The sequence below is a fragment of the Leucobacter weissii genome, assembly GCF_017565745.1.
Taxonomy (GTDB): domain Bacteria; phylum Actinomycetota; class Actinomycetes; order Actinomycetales; family Microbacteriaceae; genus Leucobacter; species Leucobacter weissii.
Genome location: NZ_JAGDYM010000015.1, coordinates 115,582 through 132,563, shown reverse-complemented (window position 1 = coordinate 132,563; position 16,982 = coordinate 115,582). Strand labels below are relative to the sequence as shown.

The following is a 16,982-nucleotide window of genomic DNA, read 5'->3' as shown; positions in this document are numbered from 1 at the left end:
CTCAGGCTTCGCCGCGGATCAGCTCCTCGTAGGAGCTCTCGGCGGCCTGTGCCAGGTGCTCCGCCGCGGCCTTGTCCGGTCCCGGGCCGGGGATCAGCACGGCGCTCCGGAAGTAGGCCAGTTCGCGGATCGACTCGGCGATGTCGGCGAGCGCGCGGTGCCCGCCGTGCTTCCCTGGCGCGCCGTAGAACGCCGCCGGATACCACTGCCGCGCGAGTTCCTTGATGGTCGACACGTCGATGCTGCGATAGTGCATGCGGGCGTCGAGCCGCGGCATGTACTTCGCGATGAAGCGGCGATCCATCCCGATCGTGTTTCCCGCGACGATCGGACGGCGCCCTGCGGCGACATGCTCCGAGACGTAGGCGATCGTCCTCCGTTCCGCCTCCTCGACGGAGACCCCGTCCGCGATGCGCGGCAGGAGTCCGGATTCGGTGTGCATCTTCCGGACGAAATCACCCATGCCCGCGAGCGCCTCGGCCCCCGGATCGATCACGATCTCGAAGCCCGGATGCAGCGGCTCGAGATCGAAGTCGGTGACGATCACCGCGATCTCGCAGAGCCCGTCGCGTTCGATGTCGAGCCCGGTCATCTCGCAGTCGATCCACACCATCTGATCCGCGGGGGCATTGGACATACGCTGGGCTCCTTAGCAACACTGAACCCGGTCAGTTTACTCGGTCCTCCGGCTCGATTCCGCCGTCGCGCAGTCGCAGGACCCGGTCGCTCATGTGAGCGATCACGTCGCGATCGTGCGACACCAGCAGATACGCGGTGCCGCGGCGTCGCTGGATGCGGTCGAGCAGATCGAGCACCCGGGCCTGCACGGTGGCGTCGAGCGCCGAGACCGGCTCGTCGAGCAGCAGGATCTCGGGATCCCGGGCGATCGCGCGGGCGATCGCGAGCCGCTGCCGCTGCCCGCCGGAGAGCGTCGCTGCCGGGCGGGGCAGGAGCGCGGTCTTCAGATCGACCTCCCCGGCGAGCGCCTCGGCCCGCTCGCGCCGCGCCGCGCGCGGAACCCCCGCGGCGCGCAGCGCGTCGACGAGGATGCGCGCGCCGGTCGCGCCTCTCGGGAACGAATCGAGCGGATCCTGCGGCACCGATGAGATGCGGCGGCGCAACTCCCTGCGGGTGCGGGCATCGGCGGCGGAACGATCGACGCCGTCGATGCGCACCGTGCCGTCAGCGGGCGACTGCAGGCCGAGCGCGATCCGGAGCAGCGTGGTCTTGCCGGATCCCGACTCGCCGATCAGGCCCACCGTCTCGCCGGGTCGCACCTCCAGGGAGGCGCCGTCGAGCACGCGCCGCGCGCCGAACGCGACGGAGACGGCCGAGAGATCGAGGCGGGGGACGGCTCCCCGCTCGGGAGGACTCGGCCGCAGCGGCTCCTCGGACGCGCCCGGGGGGAGCGAGGGGGAGTCGCCGCCCCGCTTCTCCAGCAGCGGAACGCCGCGGGGGACGCCCGAGGGGTCCGCGGCGAGCAGCTCCCGCGTGAACGGATGCCCCGGGGCGGCGAGCACCTTCCGGGCCGGACCCTCCTCGATGACGCGGCCGTGGCGCATCACCAGTACGCGGTCGGCGATCCCGCGCACCCCGGCGAGGTCGTGGGTGATGAGCAGCACGCCCGCGCCGGCGTCGGCCCGGCGGCGCAGCTCGGCGAGCACCCGGCCCCGGTGGTCGGCGTCGAGCGCGGTGGTCGGCTCGTCCGCGACGATCAGCTCGGGGTCCGCGATGAGCGCCGAAGCGACGAGCGCGCGCTGGCGCAGCCCGCCGGAGAGCTGATCGGAGCGTTGACGGAGATGCCGGTCGGGCTCGGCCATGCCGGCCGCGCCGAGCGCTGCGACGACGCGGCTGCGGCGCTCCTGGCCGGAGGCGAGGCGATGCAGGCGCAGCGCATCCCCGACCTCGTGCTCGACACGCCGCAGCGGATCCAGCCCGCCGAGCGCGTCCTGGGGGATGAGCGCGGCGTGCGCGCCCCGGACGGCGTTCCAGGCCCGGGCTCGTGCCGGGGGGACCGGCGCGACTGCGGGCGAGGTTGGCGAGACCACCGCGAGCTCGGCGGCCGACGCCCGCGCCGCGGGCGGGAGCAGCCCGAGCAGGGCGCGGGAGGTCAACGACTTGCCCGAGCCGCTCTCGCCCACCAGCGCGACGCACTCGCCGGCGCACACCTCGAGAGAGACGCCGGCGACCGCCGGGGAGCTCTGGCCGGGGAAGCGGATGATGAGCTCGCGGACGCGGGCCAGGGGACGCGCGGATCCGGGACTCATGCGTACCCCCGTCTCCGCTCGACGGCCCGGCCGAGCACGGTCGTGACGATGCCGACGGCGAGGATGGCGAGTCCGGGGAAGAAGGTGAGCCACCAGGCCTTCACCAGGTAGGGCCGGCCCGCGTTGAGCATGGCGCCCCACTCGGGCGCGGGCGGTGGGGCTCCCAGACCGAGGAATCCCAGCGCCGCGGCGAGCACCACCGCCTGCCCGACTCCGAGCGTCGCCAGCACGATCACCGGGCGGAGCGCCTCGGGGAGGATGAGTCCGGACCACACGCGCACCGCGCGATCTCCCTGCAGGCGGGCCGCCTCGACCGCACCGGAGCCCAGCGCCTGACGCACCCCGCCGCGCACCAGACGCGCGTATCCGGGAGCGGTGGAGATCGCCACCGCGATCACGAGGGAGGCGACCCCGGGCCCGCGGATCGAGATGAGCAGCAGCGCGAGCAGCAGGCCGGGGAAGGCGAAGAGCGCCTCGATCGTGCGATCCGCGGCGAAGCGCAGCGGCGCCGTCGCGCGCCCGCGCGATCCGCCCGCGAGCGCGCCGAGGACGACGCCCATCGTCAAGCCCGCGATCGTCGCGGTCACGCCGATGGTGAGCGAGTCGCGGGCGCCGAACACGATCCGGCTCAACACGTCGCGGCCGGAGTCGTCGGTGCCGAAGGGATGCGCGGCGGATGGAGGGGAGAAGGCCCGCTGCGGTTCCACGTCGAGCGGAGCGTACGGAGCGAGCAGCCCGGGGACGAGCGCGCAGGCCGCGATCAGCGCCGCGACCGCGAGCGCCGACCACTCGAACCACGAGAGACCGGGCCTACGCACGCGGCACCTCCCGCGCGAGCCGGGCCTCGGTGCGCGGATCGACCCGGGCGATCACGAGATCGGTCACGAGGGCGACCACGACGTACGCGAAGGCCGCGAACAGCACCACCCCGAGCACGACCGGGACGTCGCGGACGAGCACCGCGTTCACCAGGGTCCGGCCGAGGCCCGGCCGGGCGAAGATGACCTCGATCACCGCGGCTCCGCCGAGCAGCGAGCCGAGCGCCCACGCGGTGAGGTTGAGGCCCGGCACGATCCCGTGGCGGAGGACGTGGCGGATCCGCACCCCGGCCTCGGTCTCGCCGCGCGACCGCGCGCTCTCGACGAAGGGCGCCTGCCTCGCGTCCTCGACGCCCGTGCGGCACACCTGCGCGATGAACCCGGCGGTCGGGATGGCGAGCGCCAGGGCCGGCAGGACGATGCCGCGCGCGTCTCCCGTGCTCACCGGCGGGAACCAGCCCAGCACCCCGGCGAACAGCAGCACCAGGAGGCTGGCCAACCAGAAGTTGGGCGTCGCGGCCGCGATCAGGTCGAGCGCCGAGGCCAGGCCGCGCGCGACGCGCGAATGCCCGCTGGCCACCACCACGCTGGCGAAGGCGAGCGCCCACGCGAGCAGCAGCGCCGAGGCCGTGAGCACCGCGGTCGGGCCGATCGCGCCCGCCAGCACTTCGGCCACCGGCATCCGCTGGGCGTAGGAGACGCCGAGGTCGCCGCGCAGCAGCCGCCAGAGGAAGTCGACGTACTGCACGAGGAGCGGCTGATCCAGCCCGAACTGGGCCCGTGCGGCGGCGAGGGCCTCGGCGCTCGCCTGACTTCCGGGGCCGCCCAGTGCGGCCTCGGCGGGATCCCCGGGAATGAACTGCAGCGCGACGAAGGCGAGCGTGGCGACCGCGAGCAGCACGGCCGCGGCCCCCCCGACGCGCCGGAGCGCGCCGGGGAGCCACCTCCCGGCCTGCGCTCTAGCCGGCGACGACGTTCCCAAGCCAGGGGGTGTTCACGGTCGGCAGCGCCCGGAATCCTTCGAGGTCCGCGCGATGCAGGAAGTGGTTCTGCTGGTCGTAGATCGGCAGGATGATCCGAGCCTCGGCGATCCACTCCTGCGCCTCCCGGGCGGCGTCGCCGCGGACCTCGGGATCCGACTCCTCGCCGATCACCTCGAGCAGCGCGTCGAGCTCGGGATCCTGCACCAGCGCGTGGTTCGCGAAGTAGCCGGAGGGCGCGGGGACGGTGGCGTCGCTGTGGTAGAGGAACCGGAGCACGTCCGGGCCGATCTTCGTGTAGGGCGCGCTCACGAGCTCGTATTCGAGCGCGCCGAGCGCCCCGTACCAGCTGGCCAGGTCGAGCAGCGTGATCTGCACGTCGAACCCGACCTCGCGCGCCGCCGCCTGGATCTGCTCGAAGAGCGCTTGCTCGGCCTGGGTCGACTGCGCGCCCGTCACCGGGAACCTCGCGGTCAGCCGCTCGCCGTCCTTCAGGCGGATGCCGTCGTCGCGCTCCGTCCAGCCGGCCTCGTCGAGCAGCTCGGCGGCCCGGCCGGGGTCGACGGCGTAGGCGTCCGGGCTCTGCACGGCCAAGGGCTCGACGCTCGAGAGCGCGCTGGTCGAGCGAGGGGCGGTGCCCTCGAACAGCGTCTCCAGCCCGGCGTTCACGTCGGTCGCGGCGATGAACGCCTCGCGCACCCGCTGATCGTCGAAGGGCGCCTGCCCGGTGTTGAGCTCGATCCGGTTGCTCGCCCCGGGACGGGGTGCATCGACGTGCGCGAGTGCGTCGTCCGCCTCGGCCGAGGTGATCTGCTCGGGCAGCGGGTTGTCGATCACGTCGACCTCTCCGCTCTCGAGGGCGGCGAAGCGCGTGGTGGCGTCCGGGATGAATCGCCATTCGAGCCGCTGCGCCGCGTCCGCCGAGGGCGGTTCGAACCCGTCCGGCGCGGTGGCGTAGTCGGTGTTGCGCTCCAGCACGATGCGATCCTGCTTCACCCATTCGGCGACGCGGAACGGTCCCGAGCCGATCGGGGAGAGGCAGTTCTCCTCCTGCCCGCGTTCGATGCCGGCCGGGGACTGGATGGCCACCCAGGGCTGCGCGAGGGACTCGAGCAGGGCCGCGTCGGGCCGGCTGAGGTGGAACCGGGCGACGGTCGGGCCGACCACCTCGACCTCCTCGATCTGCTGCACCGCGAGGTAGCCGGTGGAGGATCCGGTGTCGGGATCCTGCAGATGCTCGATGTTGGCCTTGACCGCGGCCGCATCGACCGGGGTGCCGTCGGTGAAGACCGCGCTCTCGTCGAGCGTGAAGTCCCAGGAGAGCCCGTCGTCGGCGGGCTCCCACGCGGTGGCGAGCCAGGGCACGATCTCGCCGGCGTCGTTCAGCGCGACGAGCGATTCGAGCACCTGCGTCGCCAGCAGCGCCTGGGGGAAATTACCGCCGACGTGCGGATCCAGGCAGTCGGGCTCGGCGTCCCCGGTCGCGTAGACGAGGGTGTCCCTCGGCTCCGCCGACTCGTCGGAACCGGAGTCCGTGGCGCAGGCGCTGAGGGGGAGGACGAGCGACGCGAGGGCGAATCCTGCGATCCAGGCGTTGCGATGAGCGGTGGGGGTTCTTCGGGGTGTGTTCACGAAGAGTCATCCTATATTATTAGACGGAGTCTAGTAAATACGAGAGGACCGCCGTCGTGTCGCCTTCGCCCGGACGCCCCCGCAGGGCCTCGCAGGAACTGCTGCAGGAGGCCGCATTCGAGCTGTTCCAGCTGCGGGGCTACCGCCGCACGAGCGTCGAGCAGATCGCCAGGACCGCGGGGTTCAGCCGAGCGACCTTCTTCAACTTCTTCTCCTCGAAGGCCGAGCTCTTCTGGGTGGAGACCGATGCGCTCATCGACGCGCTGAGCGGGTTCCTGGCCGCTGAACTCGACCGCGAAGAGCCGCTCGGGCTCCGCGACGCGCTGCTCGAGCATGCGGGCGGCATGCGCAGCGCCGAGATCCCCTGGGCGCTGCAGCACTACCGGCTGATCGAGGCCGCCGACGATCTCATCGCCAGCGGAGCGAGCCGCGTGCTCGGCGTCAACCGGCTCTTCGCCGACTACCTCCGCCGCCGCGATGCCGGCGAGGGCGGCGAGGGCGGCCGGGCCGCGATCGGCGGGGAGGCCCGTGCCGCCGAGCTCACGGCGCTCCTGATCGTGGCCCTGCGCTCGTGGATCGACGCGGGTGTGGAGCGCGGCCGTCTGCGCGACCACCTCGAGCGCGCGTTCCGGACGGAGGCCGGGCTCTAGGATTGAGGCCATGGCCATTCTCCCCATCGTCATCCGCGGCGAACCGGTGCTGCACCGCCCCGCGGAGCCCGTCACCCGCTTCGACTCCGAACTGCGCGGGCTGGTGGACGACATGTTCGAGACCTGCGAGGCGGCGCCCGGCGTGGGACTCGCCGCGCCCCAGGTCGGCGTCGGCAAGCGGGTCTTCGTGTGGATGTACGAGGATCAGGATGAGGCTCCGGCGGTGGGGGCGGCGATCAATCCCGAGCTCTGGATCGCTCCCCCGGAGCCGGGGCTTCCGGGGGAGGACGAGGTCGAGGGCTGCCTCTCGTTCCCGGGCGAACGGTTCGCACTGCGCCGATCTCCCCGGGCCCTGCTGCGGGCGCACGATCTGGACGGCGAGCCGTTCGAGATCGAGACCAGCGGCTGGTTCGCCCGCATCATGCAGCACGAGTACGACCACCTGGACGGCCTGCTCTACGTCGACCGCCTCGTGCACCCCGAGAATCGCGCCGCGCAGAAGGCGGAGCGCAAGAACGGCTGGGGGGTCCCCGGACTCAGCTGGACCCCCGGCATCGACCACCTCGAAGGATAGCCGCGGGGACACTAGGCTGGCTTCATGGCAGCGGCCGGGGCGACGACCGATGAGGTGAGCGGACTCACCGTCGAGGCCGTCGAGCAGCGACGGCGAGAGGGGCGCACGAACGCCTACGAGCCCGACACCAGCCGGAGCATCTGGAGCATCGTCCGCGCCAACGTCTTCACGCTCTTCAACGGCATCGTCGGCACCTGCTTCCTCGTGCTGCTCCTGGTCGGACGCTGGCAGGACGCGCTCTTCGGCATCGCGGCGCTGAGCAACGCCGTGATCGGCTGCGTCCAGGAGTTCCGCGCGAAGGCCGCACTCGACCGGCTCGCGCTGCTGGGAGCGCCGCGTGCCCGGGTGCGCCGCGACGGGGCGGAGCGGGAGCTGCCGCCGCAGGAGATCGTGATCGACGATCTCCTGGTGCTGCGGGCCGGCGACCAGATCGCCGCGGACGCCGTCGTTGTCGCGGCGCGCGCGCTCCAGGTGGACGAGTCGATGCTCACCGGGGAGTCCGACGCGGTCGACAAGCATCCCGGCGACGAGGTGCTCTCGGGGTCGATCGTCGTCGCGGGGCAGGGCGACACCCGCGTCAACCGCGTCGGCGCCGATGCGTACGCCAACAGCTTCGCCTCCGAGGCCAAGCGCTTCTCGCTCGTGGCGAGCGAACTGCGCGGCTCGATCGACCGGGTGCTGAAGTGGGTGAGCTGGGGGATCGGCCCCATCGGCTTCCTCGTGCTCAACGCGCAGATCATGGTCGCGGGCGGATGGGGCGAGGTCTTCGCGACCGACGCGTGGCAGCAGGCGATCGTCAATACGATCGCCGCCCTCACCGCGATGATCCCGCTCGGGCTCGTGCTGATGACCTCCATCGCGTTCGCGGTGGGCGCGGTGAAGCTCGCGTCGAAGCAGGTGCTCGTGAACGAGCTCCCCGCGGTCGAGGGGCTCGCCCGAGTCGACGTGATCTGCCTCGACAAGACCGGCACGCTCACCGCCGGGGAGATCGCCTTCGACGCCGCCCGCCCGCTCGAGGCCGCCGGGTCGGGCTGGGAGCGGGTGCTGGGCTGGTACGGCGCGGCGCCGGACGCGAACGCGACCGCCCGCTGCCTGCGCGACCCCTACCCGGAAGCCGCCGCGCCGTCGCCCGCGGCGACCATACCGTTCTCCTCCGCCAGGAAGTGGAGCGCGGTCGCGTTCGGCGACGATGATGCAGAGCTCGGAGGGACCTGGGTCCTCGGAGCGCCCGAGATGATCTTCGGCGACGACGCCGTCGACCCGTCCCACCCCCTCGGCGCGCTCGTGGCCGAGCTGTCGTCGCGAGGTCTGCGGACGCTCGTCCTGGCGCACGCCGAGGCGCCGCCGATCCGGGCCGAGATCGACTCCGAGACGCTGCCGGAGGGGATCCGGCCCATCGCGGTGGTGACCTTCCGCGAGCTTCTGCGTCCCGACGCCGCGCAGACCCTCTCCTACTTCCGCGCGCAGGACGTCGGCATCCGCATCATCTCCGGGGACAACCCCCGCACCGTCGCCGCGATCGCCCGAGAGCTCGGGATCGACGCCCCCGAGGGCTTCGACGCCCGGCGCCTGCCCGAGGACGACGCGACGCTCGCGGAGGTGCTCGAGGAGCACCACGTGTTCGGCCGCGTCACGCCGGAGCAGAAGAAGCGGATGGTCGTGGCGCTGCAGAGCCGGGGGCACACCGTCGCGATGACCGGCGACGGCGTCAACGACGCGCTCGCGATCAAGACGGCCGACATCGGCATCGCCATGAACTCCGGCTCGCCGGCCACGAAGGCGGTGGCGCGACTGGTGCTGCTGGACGGGCGCTTCTCGCACCTGCCCGATGTGGTGGCGGAGGGGCGGCAGGTGATCGCCAACATCGAGCGCGTCTCCATGCTGTTCCTCACGAAGACCGCCTACGCCACCGGCCTGGCCCTGCTGTTCGGCCTGCTCGTGATGGAGTTCCCGTTCCTGCCCCGGCAGCTGTCGATCACCGACGGCCTCACGATCGGCATCCCGGCCTTCTTCCTCGCGCTGATGGCGAACCGCCGCCGGTACGTCCCCGGCTTCCTCCGCAGGTCGCTGTCGTTCGCGATCCCAACGGGCATCGTCGTCGCCGTGACGCTGACGGGCTACTCGCTCATCGCGCAGCGGCTCGGCGTCGCCGAGGATCAGCTGCGCACCGGATCCACCATCATCCTCGCCGTGGTCGGCATCTGGATACTGTCGATCCTCTCCCGGCCGCTGAACGCGTTCAAGGTGCTCGTGATCGGGGCCATGTTCATCGCGCTCATCGGGTTGTTCACGCTGCCGCTCGCTCGCGAGTTCTTCCAGCTCGTCGATCCGGGCGAGGCCGCGGCGTGGGCGCTGACGGGCTGCGCGATCCTCGCGATCCTCGCGATCGAGGTGGTGCGCCTGTTCCACCGCCGCTTCGTGCTGCGGAACCTCTGAGCCGGGCTACGCGGGCGCGAGCGGATCCGGCGCCGCCTCACGCGAGGTGAAGTGCCGCGATCCCGGAGGCAGCCAGAGCACGGAGACGACGAGAAGCGTCAGCGCGAACAACAGGATCGAGGAGAGATCCCAGGGGTCGGTAGCGATCACGGTGACGACGAAGAGCGTCGTCTCGATCACGGCGTAGAGCGTGACCAGGATGCGCGAGAGGCGACTGCCGCGGGCGATGCCCGAGGCCACGGCGAGGGTCAGCAGGCTCCCGAGGACGACTCCCGCCCCCACCAGCGATACGAGGAGCATCTCCTCGCGGTCGACGCGGTACCGGCTGAGAAGGACCAGGATCCCGAAGAGCGCGCCGAGCAGCCCGTCCACCGTGATCAGGACGACCGCCAGCGTGACGGTCCACGGGCGACGGGATGCGGATCTCGCTTCGGTCACGCCCCCACACTACTGCCGGAGCCGCGTCCTTCGCAGCGTCCCGGTCGGTCTCCGACACCGGACCCTGGCGGCCGGGACGCGCGACGGAGGAGCCTGAGGGCATGAATCGCTCCCGCTCCTCCGCGCTGCCAGCCGTCCCCGTCGGCCTGCGGGGACCCCGCGGCATGGTCCTCGGAGATCGGGATCGGGATCGGCCGGAGCGTCATGCTGCGATGCGGCGGGAATCCGAGACGAGCGACCAGGCGAGCGTCGCGATGGCGAGCAGCCCGGCGGTGATGCCGAAGGCCCAGCCGAACCCGGCCGCATCGACGATCGCGCCCGCGACGAGCGGGCCGAGCACGCCTCCGAGATCGCTCGCCATCGAGTAGGCGGCGACCACGTTGCCGCCCGAGCGCCGGCCGACGATGTCCGCGAGCACCGCCTGCTGGCCGGGACTCACCAGCGCCGAGCCGGCGCCCGCGACGAACATGACCGCGAGGGCGATCGCGAGCGTCGGCGATGCGGGGAAGAGGAGGTACGTCGCCGTGAGCACGGCCATGCCGGTGACGAGGAGCGGTTTGCGGCCGAAGCGGTCGTTCCAGCGGCCCGAGGGGAAGATGAGGATCGCGTTCCCGGCGGCGTACGACGCCAGGACCCATGCGGCAGTCGTGGGGTCGTCGTCGCCGAAGGCCACGGCGACGAACAGGGGCACCACAGAGATCCGGACGCCGAACGAGGACCAGCCGAAGACGAAGGCCGAGACGAGCGCCACGCGGAAGTGCGGCATGCGGAGCGCGGAGCCGAGCGCGAGGATCTCCCGCGGCGCTCCGTGCTCACCCCGGGTGGCGAGCACGGAGCGCCGCAGCGCCAGCCAGATGATCGCCGCGGCGGCTGCGAGGGTGACGAAGTAGAAGGCGAAGGGGGCCCGCAGACCCAGCCCGGCGATGATCGCCCCGAACACCGGGCCGAGCAGCGTTCCGCTGAGGAAACCGGCGGAGTTGAGGCTGGCGACACGGCCCCGGGCCTCGAGCGGGCTCACCTTGATGAGGAGTGCCGACGCCGCCACCGTGAACATGCTGCTGCCGATGCCGCCCGCGGCGCGCAGCAGCAGCAGCTGCGTGTAGTCCGCGGCGAACACGCAGGCGCCGCTGGAGACGGCGACGATCAGCAGACCGGTGATGTGGGTGCGGCGCTCACCGAACCGTTGCACCAGCATGCCGGCGAGCGGCGCCGAGACGAGACGCATGAGCGCGAACGCGCTGACGATCGCGGCGGCGGCGAAGTTGGAGACCCCGAACTCCAGAGCGAACTGGGGGATCGCCGGCGCGACCACGCCGTAGCCGAGCGCGACGGCGAAGCCGCCCGCGACGAGCGCCCAGACCTCGAAGGGGATCCGAGCCGCGGGGCGGGGATCGGCTTCGCTCGGGCGCACCAGTCGAGTCTACCGTCGGCGCGGAGAGGCCGTTCCGGGGCCGTGCGCGTCATGATCGAGGGGCGGGGCGGTGAGTGATGTCACCGCCCCGCCCCTCGACCACGCGATGGGACGCCGGCTACCGCTTCCTGACGACGAGGCGCTTGGAGGTGGCCGCGGTGCCGAGGAACTTGGAGCCCTGGTACACGGCCTTCACCGTGCGCTTGCCCCGCTTCAGCTTGGACGAGGTGACGACGGCCTTCCCCTTCTTGAGGGTGACGGTCTTCGAGGTGCCGCCGACGGAGACGCGCACCTTCCCGCTGAGGGGCACACCGCTCGGCGCCTTCACGGTGACCCTGATCTTGGCCCGCTTGCCGGCCTTGATCGAGGCGGGCGCCTTCACCGTGATCCGCGGACGAGCCTTGGCGACGCTCAGCCTGAGGGTCGTCGAAGACGCCTCGGCGGTCGTGGATCCTCCGAACCGCGCCGTCAGCGTGTGCTTGCCGACGGCGAGCTTCTTAGCCGGCAGCGTGATGACCGCCTTGCCTCCCCGGATGGTTCCGCTTCCGAGCGTCTTCGTTCCCTTGCGCAGCTGGATCTTCCCGCTCGTCGCGCCCTTCACTCCGACGGTGAGCCTGACGGACTTGCCGTAGGCGACCGAGGCGTTCTTCGCGCTCAGCGACGTCTTCGCCTTCGCCGGGGTCTCCGGTTCGGGCTCGGTCACCGTCAGCAGGCGCACTGCGGAGTAGTCCTCACCGCCGTGCGGACCCGAGGTGACGACGTACCATCCGCGCTCGCCGGGCTTCGGATCCGCCCACTTCGCCTCGACGGTGGTGCCGCTGGGCACGTTCTGCTGCGAGGCGATCTCCTTCGCGGTGAGCACATCGGCGCGGAACGAGTCGGCGGCGAGCGTCTTGGTCTTCGGATCGAGGCCGACCTCGGCGTAGGGGATCTCGAACTCCTGGTGCCCGGGAGGGTCGTTCAGGGCTGCGTTGTCGGAGTTGAACACCCCGAGCGACGGCGAGTAGGTGCGGACCAGGATCCGCTCGTCCTCGTTGTCGAAGTGCAGCAGGCGCAGGAACCCCTGGCCGCCCTCCGCGAGTGCCTGGTAGTCGAACAGCATCGAGTAGACGGTCCGATCGGCGGTGCCGTCCCCGTCGTCGTCGAAGTCGTCCGTCCGGGTGTAGGCGTCGTGGTAATGCCCGGAGCCGACCGCGAAGACGTTCGGGTTGGTCGCCACGACCTCGTCGAAGACGCGCTGCGGGAACGGCCCGAGTCCGCCCGTGGTGAGCATGTACTCGTGCAGGTTGATCCAGACCTTGCGCTCCGGATACTGCCGGATCACGGAGTTCATCCACTCGATGTCCTCGGTGTTGAGCTCGGTCTTCGACACGTTGTCCGGCCAGCCCATGTAGAGCACGAGCAGGTCGAGACCGTTCGCGGAGATGAGATCGTAGTGCCCGCGATTGTTCTTGTAGGAGCCGCCGTACCAGGGATTCGCGGCGAAGCGCTCCTCGCCGAAGTACTGCCCGTACTCGGTGTAGTCCGCCGCCGCGCCATCGACGTCGTGGTTGCCCGCGAGCACGCCGTAGGGCAGGCCGATGTCGTCCAGGATGCGATAGGCCGCGTCGGCGTTCTGCCACTGATGGTCCTGCTTCGAGCCGTCGACGATGTCGCCGGTGTGCATCAGGTACTGGAGATTCAGCGCATCTCGCTCGGTCCGCAGGAAATCGTGGATGTTGAGCTGGTGCTGGTAGAACTTGTCGCTGCCGCCCGTGCCCGCCAGGAAGCCCTCGTTCCGGTTGTAGTACTGCGTATCCGATTCCCAGGCGATCGTGAAGTCGTAGTCGGTGCGCGGAGTGGCATCGGGGTGGTAGGGGGTGACGCTTGATCCGCGGGTCGTCGCGCTCTCGCCGGCGAAGCCGCTCGAGTGCTGCACGAGGAAGGTCAGCTCGCCGTTCACCGCGTATCCCTCGGCGGGGAGCAGCGCCTCCAGGCCGAATTCGGTGTCCGCCCCGCCGGTGGTGAGGTGGCGATCCACCTCCTTCCACGATCCGTCAGAGCTGCGGGCGTAGAGCACGATCCGCGCATCCGCGTTCGCCGATCCCTCCCACGCGACCCGCACCTGGGCGCCGTCGCCGGCGTCGGAGGGCACCGCGACGGTGAAGAGCTGATAGGGCAGCTCGGTGTCGGAGGAGACCTCGACGTCGACGCCGTCGGTTCCCACCAGCTCTTCGAGCTCCGCAGCGCTGAGGGCCGTCGCCCCATCGCGCTCTGCGTCCTTCGCGTCGTTCACGGTGCCGGTGGATACCTCGATCTCGGCGTCGGTCGGCACGAAGGTGTGGCCCTCGCGGAAGGAGACGTCGAGGAGATCCGACTCCGGCGAGTCAACCTTCGCGCGCAGCGTGACCGCATCGGCCGCGGCGCTCGCCCCGTCCGCAGGGCTCACGAGTTCGGCGCTCGGCTGCTCGGCCGCGGTCTTGAAGACGATCGTCTCGGTCGTCTCGTTGCCGATCTCGTCCTTCGCCGTCAGCACGAGTTCATGCTCGCCGGGGGTCAGCCGGAGCGAGGAGGTGCTGTGGGGAAGCGCCAGCGGCTCGCCATCCAGGCTCGCGGAGACCGAGGCGACCCCGGATCCGGCGTCGCTCGCCTCGGCGGTGATGTCGAAGGCGCCGCGGTAGGTCTTGCCCTGCTCGATGCCGCTGCTGAGGGCCGGAGCGGTGTTGTCCACCCGGACGCTGCGGGCGACGGTCTCGGAGCCGGCGGTCGCGGTCACCGCGTGCTCGCCGTCCGCCACCGCCGCGGTGTCCCACACGGTCGCGAGGGAGTCGAAGGCGTCGTCCGGCACGGTGAAGGTCAGGAGCAGCGAGACGAGCCCGGCGTCGCTGAAGCCCACCCTGGTCGTGGGGTCCGCGGGGCACGTGTAGGGTGCGGGCGCCGTCTCTGCGCCGCCGGCCTCCTTGGTGGTGGCGCAGCTCGTCGGATGCAGCACGCGACCGTCCGGCAGCGCGAGCCGGAAGTTCATGGCGGAGAAGTCGTCGTTGTTCTCGTTCGGATCCGCCTGGGGCCAGGCCTTGGTCCCCGCTACGACGGTGAGGGTGAGCTCCTGGCCCCGAACGACCCGGTCGACCGGCACTTCGGCGTCCACCGTCTCGATCCGGGAGTAGAAGCCCTCATCGAAGATCGTGAGCACGTCGTCGCCGAGCTTCACGCCGTTGCGGAAGAAGGCGTCGGTGGCGGTCGCCTCGAAGGCGAAGACGGGACTCGCCTCGAGCGACGGCACCGGGTCCGCGACGCTCTGCCCGTCGATGGCGAGCGAGAGGTCGGAGGGGTCTCCCGAGGTCGTCGCCGCGACCCGGGTGTCGCCGCGGACGAACTGCCCCTCGGCGAGCCCGATGCGCAGGGGTTCCGGCTCGCCCTCGATCAGGTCGACCCGCACCGGTCCGAGCGTGCTCGTCTGCGCTCCGTCGCTCGCGGTGACCGTGTACTCGATCCAGCGCTTGCCGAGCAGATCGACGGCTGGGACGCTGAAGGTGTAGCGATCGGTTCCGGAGCGCACGAGGCTGCGGGTCTCGGTGGCGCCGAGATTGTCGGTCAGCTCGAGGCGGACCGAGCGCACGAGCAGGTCGTCCGTCACGTCGAAGCCGAGTTCGAGCCCTTCGGTCTCGGGAATCTCGGTGCTGCCGGTGAGATCGGTGATCTCGGGCGCGCTGCCGGCGGGGAATGCGGGCACCAGCCCGCGCGAGACCTGATCGTCCGAGACGGCGCCGGGCGTGGGCGGGGCGAGCTTCGTCATCGTCTGCACGGTGCCGTCCGCGGGGGTGGGGCTCCACAGATGGCCGCCCGCGCCGGGGTTCCAGGCGTACTGGATCGCGGTGGTCGGCGTGGTCTGATCGTCCGCGAAGTAGTATGCGCGGCTGATGTCGTATCCCGTGTTCGTCTGCACCTGGATGCCGCGCGAACCGCCGTTGGCCATGCCGCCGTTGTACATCTCGACGATGTCGGTGCCGAGCGCGAGATCGGTGCCGAAGGCGGTGTTGAAGTCAGCGACGGTGAGGCCGGCGGACACGACAGTCGGATTCTTCACCCAGAGCACGAGGGTCTTGCCGGGCTGGATCACCGGATCGGCCGGGACCGACGGCCACAGCGTCGAGGAGGTGGCGACGGGGGAGGTGAGGTCGTTGTCGGTGTAGAGGTAGTTGAGCGTGTAGTCGCCCCAGCTCACCGGCGCATCCGATGCGTTGTAGACCTCGACGAACTCGTAGGCGTCGGATCCGCTCACGTTCGCCGTGTCGGGCGCGAGCTCGGTGATCTGCAGGAGCGGTGCATCCAGCTCGGGATCCGTCGGGCGGTCGAGAGCGCTCGTGACCTGCTCGATCGCGATGCCGCCGGGCGTCGGCGCGACCTCGGAACCGTGGGTGTGGGCGAGCAGCCGGGCGTCGGCGCTGCCGATCAGGTCCGGCACGCCGAACTGCGCGTTCCAGGGGGTGGAGCTGTTGCCGTCGTCCGCGGGAACCCAGGCGCGGGTGATCGTGCCGGACTCGTCGGTGAGGCTGAAGCCGCGGTCGCCGCCGTTCGCGAAACCCGCCTGATTGCCGAAGCGGTAGACCAGCGTATCGGCGTCGATGCCGTAGAAGGAGCGGAACTCCGCCTTGCTCAGGCCGCGGCGGGCGTCGCCTTCGCCGTAGTTCATCCAGAACACGGCGATGCCGCCCGCCGGGATGACCGCGGGGGAGTCGTTCTCGCCCTCGAGGTGGATGCGCGGCTGCACCGTGCCGGCGTTCCACTTGCTCGTGTGGTAGCGGATCGAGATGCCCTCGGCATCGAGGTCGATGGCGCTATCGGTCGTGTTCGTGACCTCGAGGAACTCCCAGTTGTCGGCGCCGACGTTGTCGCCGTTGATCTCGGTGATGACGAGCGGCGAGATCGCGCTCGCGTTGCCGGAGTTGCCGAGCACCTTCTCGGGCTCGGGCTCCTGAGTCGTCGGTCTGACGAGCTGGCTCGGGTCTACCGTGCCGGGGGTGGGATCGTCCGCGACCGAATCCGTGAGCACCGCTCCGGTGGCGGGCAGGGTGAAGTGATCGGACTTGCCCTTGTTGGTCGTGGGCCGGGTGTAGTGGGACTCGGAGACGATGTCCGTTCTCGTGCCGTCGAAGATGCGGAGCGCGCGCGTGTCGGAGTTGGAGAAGCCGCTCTGGCCGATGACGTGGAAGAGCGGGTAGCTCGATTCCGCGTCGCCGAAGTGGCCTCGGAAGTCCTGCTCGGAGAGCTGCCACTGGGTCACGGCGGACTCGCCGGTGCCGACCGCGTAGCGCAGCCAGAAGACCGCGGTGCCGTTCGCCGGGATCGTGACCTGGTCCAGTGCCGTGCTCGTCCCCGGCTCCACCACGGAGAGCCACGCCGCGTTGTGGTATCTCAGCTGGTAGTCCGCGAAGTCGATGTCGGCGTCGGTCGTGTTCGTGACCTCGAAGAACTCGTAGTAGTCCTGATCGCCCGGCGTGCCGGCGTTGTCCGGCATGATCTCGGTGATGACGAGGGGCGGAGCCGGCTCGGTCTCCGCCAGCGCGGGGGAGGCGCCGGCCACGAGACCGGAGAGCACCAGGCTCCCGGCCACGAGAGCGGCGACGGACGTGCGAAACGGGCGAAGCGCGGAGGCGAGTGACATGCCTCAAAAAGTATGGACCGCGATCAACCGGCTGGTTGCGCGCAGGTGAACCGCAGGCGACTCGAAGGTGAACGGATGATGGCGTGCGCGCACGCGTCCCGGTGCGTACCGGGGGGCGGGGTGCCCTTTGCG

General features: G+C 71.1%; 11 protein-coding genes. 3 read left to right on the top strand and 8 right to left on the bottom strand.

Annotated features, from left to right (window positions below; genetic code table 11):
• Window position 1 precedes the first annotated feature (1 nt).
• The 5 genes from orn to J4H92_RS13290 are packed head-to-tail and all read right to left on the bottom strand — an operon-like array spanning window position 2 to window position 5,697.
• On the bottom strand, window positions 2–637 hold the full coding sequence (gene orn / locus J4H92_RS13310; protein WP_208098675.1) for an oligoribonuclease: 636 nt from the start codon (window positions 635–637) through the stop codon (window positions 2–4).
• Window positions 638–668: 31 nt separating this feature from the next.
• Window positions 669–2,267 (bottom strand): ATP-binding cassette domain-containing protein, encoded by a 1,599-nt coding sequence (locus J4H92_RS13305; protein WP_208098674.1) that lies wholly within the window; start codon window positions 2,265–2,267, stop codon window positions 669–671.
• Entirely contained in the window at window positions 2,264–3,085 is an 822-nt protein-coding gene (locus J4H92_RS13300) for an ABC transporter permease (protein ID WP_341783107.1), read from the bottom strand. Before J4H92_RS13300 ends, J4H92_RS13305 begins: the two co-directional genes overlap by 4 nt.
• Window positions 3,078–4,067: an ABC transporter permease gene (locus tag J4H92_RS13295; RefSeq protein WP_208098673.1), complete on the bottom strand. Its 990-nt coding sequence runs from the start codon at window positions 4,065–4,067 to the stop codon at window positions 3,078–3,080. Before J4H92_RS13295 ends, J4H92_RS13300 begins: the two co-directional genes overlap by 8 nt.
• Window positions 4,045–5,697: an ABC transporter substrate-binding protein gene (locus J4H92_RS13290; protein WP_341783106.1), complete on the bottom strand. Its 1,653-nt coding sequence runs from the start codon at window positions 5,695–5,697 to the stop codon at window positions 4,045–4,047. The genes J4H92_RS13295 and J4H92_RS13290 overlap by 23 nt, the downstream gene beginning before the upstream one ends.
• A gap of 56 nt (window positions 5,698–5,753) precedes the next feature.
• On the opposite strand from J4H92_RS13290, the gene J4H92_RS13285 reads away from it, so the two are divergent.
• Genes J4H92_RS13285 through J4H92_RS13275 form a run of 3 tightly spaced genes read left to right on the top strand, consistent with a single transcriptional unit; the run spans window position 5,754 to window position 9,357 of the window.
• Entirely contained in the window at window positions 5,754–6,347 is a 594-nt protein-coding gene (locus J4H92_RS13285; RefSeq protein WP_208098672.1) for a TetR family transcriptional regulator, read from the top strand.
• A 10-nt stretch (window positions 6,348–6,357) separates the two neighbouring features.
• Window positions 6,358–6,921, top strand: a complete 564-nt coding sequence (gene def / locus J4H92_RS13280; protein ID WP_208098671.1) for a peptide deformylase — start codon at window positions 6,358–6,360, stop codon at window positions 6,919–6,921.
• 24 nt (window positions 6,922–6,945) lie between these two features.
• On the top strand, window positions 6,946–9,357 hold the full coding sequence (locus J4H92_RS13275) for an HAD-IC family P-type ATPase (protein WP_208098670.1): 2,412 nt from the start codon (window positions 6,946–6,948) through the stop codon (window positions 9,355–9,357).
• Between the two features lie 6 nt (window positions 9,358–9,363).
• On the opposite strand, the gene J4H92_RS13270 is transcribed toward J4H92_RS13275, so the two are convergent.
• From J4H92_RS13270 to J4H92_RS13260, 3 genes are all read right to left on the bottom strand, one after another.
• Window positions 9,364–9,795, bottom strand: coding sequence for a hypothetical protein (locus tag J4H92_RS13270; protein ID WP_208098669.1), 432 nt, complete (start codon window positions 9,793–9,795; stop codon window positions 9,364–9,366).
• A gap of 202 nt (window positions 9,796–9,997) precedes the next feature.
• Window positions 9,998–11,206: an MFS transporter gene (locus tag J4H92_RS13265; protein WP_208098668.1), complete on the bottom strand. Its 1,209-nt coding sequence runs from the start codon at window positions 11,204–11,206 to the stop codon at window positions 9,998–10,000.
• Window positions 11,207–11,324: 118 nt separating this feature from the next.
• Entirely contained in the window at window positions 11,325–16,850 is a 5,526-nt protein-coding gene (locus tag J4H92_RS13260; protein WP_208098667.1) for a lamin tail domain-containing protein, read from the bottom strand.
• Between the last annotated feature and the right edge of the window lie 132 nt (window positions 16,851–16,982).